Raw genomic sequence first — 5555 nt, forward strand, 5'->3', positions numbered from 1 at the left:
CCGGGAACGCAGCGCAAACCGCCTTCAGGCCAGACAACAGCGACGCCAAAATCTCCATCCCTAGCGTGAATCATGTTTCCCCTGATTTGTGAATCCCAAAAAATGCCCTTCTTTTAGAATTGCTGGCGGCTCGAGAAGCCGGGACCGGGACGTCCGGCGGCCTCGTCCTTCGAGACGCGTTACGCGCGCCCTTTGGACAAGGGTCTGCGGCGGCGACAAGGTCACCCCTCGCCCGGCGGCTCCGGGAAGATGCGCGTCACGTGGCCCATCTTGCGGTCGGGGCGGATTTCCAGCTTGCCGTAGAGGTGGAGGCAGAGGTCGGGCTGGGCCAGAATGTCGCGCCACTCCTCGGCGTCCTCGCCGATCAGGTTGTGCATCTCGACGCGACCCCGTCGCGTCGGCGCGCCGAGCGGCCAGCCGGCAATGGCGCGGATGTGCTGCTCGAACTGAGAGGTTTGCGCCCCGTCGAGCGTCCAGTGGCCGGAATTGTGCACCCGCGGCGCGATCTCGTTCACTACCAACCCCTCGCGCCCGTTCCAGTCGCGGGTGACGAACAGCTCGACCGCCAGCACGCCGACATAATCAAGCGCCTCGAGCACGATGGTCGCGATGCGCCGCGCCTCGAGCGCCGTCTCGGCGCTGACGCGGGCCGGCGCGCGGGTGCGGGCCAGAATGTGCCGCTCGTGCTCGTTCTCGGCTAAGTCGTAGGCGACGATCTCGCCCTCGAGGCTGCGCGCGGCCACCACTGAAACCTCGCGCTCGAAGGCGACGAAGCCTTCCAGAATCATCGGCGCCCCGCCGAGCGCCCGATGGACGGCCGCGACGTTCGAGCCCTCACGGATCAGCGACTGGCCCTTGCCGTCGTAGCCGAACCGCCGCGTCTTCAGGATCGCCGGGCGGCCGAGTTCGGCGACCGCGCGGGCGAGCGCGCCGGCGTCATCGACGGCCGCGAAGGGCGCCGTCCTCAAGCCCGCGTCGCGCAGAAAGGTCTTTTCGGTCAGGCGATCCTGGGTCAGCGCGAGCGCCCGAACGCCCGGTCGCACGGGGACGTGCTGACTCAGAAACTCCACAGTCGCGGTCGGCACGTTCTCGAATTCAAAGGTGACGATGTCGACCGCGCGAGCGAAGCGGAGAAGCGCCTCCTCGTCGTCGAAGGGCGCGACGGTGCGGCCGGCGGCGGCGGCGTAGGCCGGGGCATCCGCCTCGGGCGCGAAGATGTGGGTGCGCAGGCCGACCTTCAGCGCCGCGATCGCCAGCATCCGCCCGAGCTGGCCGGAGCCGAGAATGCCGATCGTCGCGCCCGGCGAGAGGATCATGTCGGACCCTCGACGGGCGGCGCGTCCTGGGGACGTTCGGCGACGGCGGCGGTGCGCGCCGCCCGCCACGCCTCGAGCCGCTGAGCGAGGCCTTGGTCGGACAGCGCCAGAACGGCGGCGGCAAGCAGCGCCGCGTTCACCGCGCCCGCTTCCCCGATCGCCAGCGTTCCGACCGGCACGCCCGCCGGCATCTGCACGATCGACAGCAGGCTGTCCTGTCCTGACAGGGCCTTGGTCGGGACCGGAACGCCGAACACCGGCAAGGTGGTGAAGGCCGCCGTCATGCCGGGAAGATGCGCGGCGCCTCCGGCGCCGGCGACGATCACCTTGAACCCTTCCGCCTTCGCGCTTTTGGCGAAGGCGACGAGCCGGTCCGGCGTGCGATGCGCGGAGACGATCCGCGTGTCAAAAGCCACGCCGAGCGCCTCGAGCGTCTCGGCGGCCCGGCGCATCACCGTCCAGTCCGACTGGCTGCCCATGATGACGGCCACCGGCTTCGACACGCCGCTCACCTGCGACTCCATGCATGGGAAGCGATATCCATAGCGTTAGCGATACAAGGAAGGAACGCGGGGGCGCAAGCATCGGGCTGAAGCGCGTCCGAGAAATCCCCACTCTTGCTCTTGACGCCGCCGCCGCGCTCCCCTAGTGCTAGCGCAAAAGGCGACGCGAGAGTGGCGACCCTTATCGTAGTTTCGGCGCTGGAAAGCGGGCAGGCGTAGCACCTGCTTCCGTTTGCTAGCGCACGACCAGGCCCCTTCGAGGGCCTTTTTTATTGCCTCCAACTCCCCCATACCCGAAACGACGGACGAAAGCGAAAAGGATTAGCAGATGGCCAAGCACATGACCGGGGCCGAAATGGTGGTCGAAGCGTTCAAGGACCAGGGGGTCGAGTTCGTCTTCGGCTATCCCGGCGGGGCCGTGCTGCCGATCTACGACGCCATCTTCAACCAGGACAAGGTCCGTCACATCCTCGTCCGCCAGGAAGGGGGGGCGGCGCACGCCGCCGAAGGCTATGCGCGCTCATCCGGCAAGGTCGGCGTGCTGCTCGTCACGTCGGGGCCCGGCGCCACCAACGCCATAACCGGCCTCACCGACGCGCTGATGGATTCCATTCCGCTCGTCTGCATCACCGGACAGGTGCCGACGCATCTCATCGGCTCGGACGCGTTCCAGGAGTGCGACACGACCGGCATCACCCGCAATTGCACGAAGCACAACTACCTCGTCCGCCGGATCGAGGACCTGCCGCGCATCCTGCACGAAGCCTTCTACATCGCCTCTCACGGCCGGCCCGGCCCGGTGGTGATCGACATCCCGAAGGACGTGCAGTTCGCCAGCGGCGCCTATACCTTCCAGCGCAACATCCAGCACAAGACCTACCATCCGCAGCTCAAGGGCGACATGGAGCGGGTGAAGCGCGCGGTCGAGATGATGGCCGAGGCGAAGCGGCCGATCTTCTACACCGGCGGCGGCGTCATCAATTCGGGGCCGCACGCCTCGACGCTGCTGCGCGAACTGGTGCGCACGACCGGGTTTCCGATCACCTCGACGCTCATGGGGCTCGGCGCCTATCCGGCTTCGGACAAGCAATGGCTCGGGATGCTCGGCATGCACGGCTCGTTCGAAGCCAACAACGCCATGCATGACTGTGACCTGATGATCTGCGTCGGCGCCCGCTTCGACGACCGCATCACCGGTCGCCTCGACGCTTTCGCGCCGAAGTCGAAGAAGATCCACATCGACATCGACCCCTCGTCGATCAACAAGAACGTCAAGGTCGACCTGCCGATCGTGGGCGACTGCGCCCACGTGCTCGAGGACATGGTGCGCCTGTGGCGGGGCGGGCGTCAGGCCGACGCCGCCGCGCTCGCCAAGTGGTGGACGACGATCGACGGCTGGCGGGCGCGCAACTCGTTCGGCTTCCGCAACTCCGACACAATCATCAAGCCGCAGCATGCGATCAAGCGGCTCTACGATCTGACCAAGGGCCGCGACCTCTACATCACCACCGAGGTCGGGCAGCACCAGATGTGGGCGGCCCAGCACTTCCACTTCGAGGAGCCGAACCGCTGGATGACCTCGGGCGGCCTCGGCACCATGGGCTACGGCCTGCCGGCGGCGATCGGAACCCAGTTCGCCCATCCCAAGTCGCTGGTCGTCGATATCGCCGGCGAGGCGTCGATCCTGATGAACATTCAGGAGCTGTCGACAGCGACGCAGTATCGGTTGCCGGTGAAGATCTTCATCCTCAACAATCAGTACATGGGCATGGTGCGCCAGTGGCAGGAACTGCTGCATGGCGGCCGCTATTCGGAGAGCTACACGGATTCGCTGCCCGATTTCGTCAAGCTCGCCGACGCCTACGGGGCGCATGGCATCCGCTGCTCCAACCCGGCCGACCTCGACGCCGCGATCCAGGAGATGATCGATACGCCGAAGATGGTGGTGTTCGACTGCCTGGTTGACCAGAAGGAAAACTGCTTCCCGATGATCCCCTCGGGCAAGGCGCACAACGAGATGCTGATGGCCGATCTCGAAGACGACGCCGGCATCGAGCTCGGCAACGTCATCGACGAAAAGGGCAAGATGCTCGTTTGAACACCCCTTTCCGGAAGGGCGACGGGCAGGGGTGAGGGGATCGGCTCATTGTAGCCGCGGTCGCTGACCGTGGCGGCGCGATCAGCGATCGCGCCTACAGCGAGCCCTTCATCTGGCGCTCGACCTTCTCACGGAGGGAGAAGGGACGCGTGCATTGCCTCGACGGTGGAATTGAAATGGACGCTCCAATGTTCAGCCTGAGCGAGCTCCGCGAAGCCCACGACGTCGTCCAGAAGGCCCTGCGGCCGACGCCGGCCTTTGCATGGCCGCTGCTGGCCGCAAGGCTTGGGACCGAGGTCGTGGTCAAGCACGAGAACCATCAGCCGACAGGCGCCTTCAAGGTGCGCGGCGGACTGACCTATTGCGATGCGCTGGTGCGGCGCGAGCCGGCCGCAAGGGGAATCATTTCCGCGACTCGCGGCAACCATGGCCAGAGCCTCGCCTTCGCCGGACGGCGCTTCGGACTCGCGGTGACGATCGTCGTACCGCACGGCAATTCCTCCGAGAAGAACGCCGCCATGCGGGCGCTCGGCGCCGATCTCATCGAGCATGGGACAGACTTTCAGGCCGCGCGCGAAGAGGCGATGCGGCTCGCCGAGGCGGGGGGTCTGCACATGGTCCCCTCGTTCCACCGCGACCTCGTGTGCGGCGTCGCGAGCTACGCGCTCGAACTGCTCGCCGAACGGCCGGATCTCGACGTGCTGTACGTCCCGATCGGTCAGGGCTCGGGGATCTGCGGCTGCATCGCGGCGCGCGACGCCCTCGGCCTCAAGACGGAGATCGTGGGCGTCCAGGCGGCTGGGGCGCCGGCCTACGCGCTGTCCTTCGGCGCCGGCCGCGCCGTTGCGACGACGAGCGCCGACACGTTCGCCGACGGCATGGCGACGCGCGCGCCCGACGCGGAGGCGGTTGCCGTCATCGCCCAAGGCGCCTCGCGCGTGGTTCTCGTGAGCGACGACGAAATCGCCGAGGCGATCCGCGCCTATTGGACGGATACGCACAATCTCGCCGAAGGCGCGGGCGGAGCGCCCCTCGCCGCGGCGATGAAGGAGCGCGCTCGCCTTGCCGGCCGCAAGGTCGGGCTTGTGCTCTCGGGCGGCAACATCGACTTCGGTCTCTTCCAACGCCGGGTCGCGGCGGCGCCGAAGGCCGCCGCGGCCTGAACTTCCATCCCGGCGCGCCGCTCAGAACGGCCGCTCATTCGACGAGGACTTTAATGAACATGGTCAGGACTCACTCCGCCCCGCTGTCTCCCTATTCGTCCGCGGGCGTTCGGTCGCCTATCGAGACCCATACCCTGTCCGTGCTCGTCGACAACGAGCCGGGCGTGCTAGCCCGGGTCGTCGGCCTCTTCTCCGGCCGCGGCTACAACATCGAGAGCCTCACGGTCTCCGAGGTCGCGCACGAGAGCCGGCAGTCGCGCATCACCATCGTCACATCCGGCACGCCAGAGATCATCGAGCAGATCCGCCATCAGCTCGAGCGCCTGGTGCCGATCCATTCGGTGAAGGACCTGACGCTGACCGTGCGCGCGATCGAGCGCGAGCTCGCCATGATCAAGGTGCGCGGCAAGGGCTAGAACCGGGTCGAAGCGATGAACCTCGCCGAGGCGTTCCGCGCCAAGTTGATCTACGCGAC

At 67.1% G+C, this 5555-nt stretch carries 4 protein-coding genes and 1 pseudogene; 3 read left to right on the forward strand and 2 right to left on the reverse strand.

Annotated elements, in window-relative coordinates; translation table 11 throughout:
- Positions 1-221 precede the first annotated feature (221 nt).
- Positions 222-1316, reverse strand: coding sequence for a 5-(carboxyamino)imidazole ribonucleotide synthase (locus tag ACLP25_RS22020; RefSeq protein ID WP_442471280.1), 1095 nt, complete (start codon positions 1314-1316; stop codon positions 222-224).
- The gene (gene purE, locus ACLP25_RS22025) at positions 1313-1819 is read right to left on the reverse strand and encodes a 5-(carboxyamino)imidazole ribonucleotide mutase (protein WP_442471283.1); all 507 of its coding nucleotides are present in this window, start codon (positions 1817-1819) and stop codon (positions 1313-1315) included. Before purE ends, ACLP25_RS22020 begins: the two co-directional genes overlap by 4 nt.
- A gap of 328 nt (positions 1820-2147) precedes the next feature.
- On the opposite strand from purE, the gene ACLP25_RS22030 reads away from it, so the two are divergent.
- From ACLP25_RS22030 to ilvN, 3 genes and pseudogenes are all read left to right on the forward strand, one after another.
- Positions 2148-3917: an acetolactate synthase 3 large subunit gene (locus ACLP25_RS22030; protein WP_442471281.1), complete on the forward strand. Its 1770-nt coding sequence runs from the start codon at positions 2148-2150 to the stop codon at positions 3915-3917.
- Positions 3918-4105: 188 nt separating this feature from the next.
- Entirely contained in the window at positions 4106-5080 is a 975-nt protein-coding gene (locus ACLP25_RS22035) for a threonine dehydratase (RefSeq protein WP_442471282.1), read from the forward strand.
- Positions 5081-5139: 59 nt separating this feature from the next.
- Positions 5140-5493: pseudogene (gene ilvN / locus ACLP25_RS22040) on the forward strand (acetolactate synthase small subunit); the annotation flags it as partial.
- Positions 5494-5555: the final 62 nt, after the last annotated feature.

This window comes from Roseiarcus sp. (assembly GCF_052145395.1).
In the GTDB taxonomy this organism is placed as follows: domain Bacteria; phylum Pseudomonadota; class Alphaproteobacteria; order Rhizobiales; family Beijerinckiaceae; genus Roseiarcus.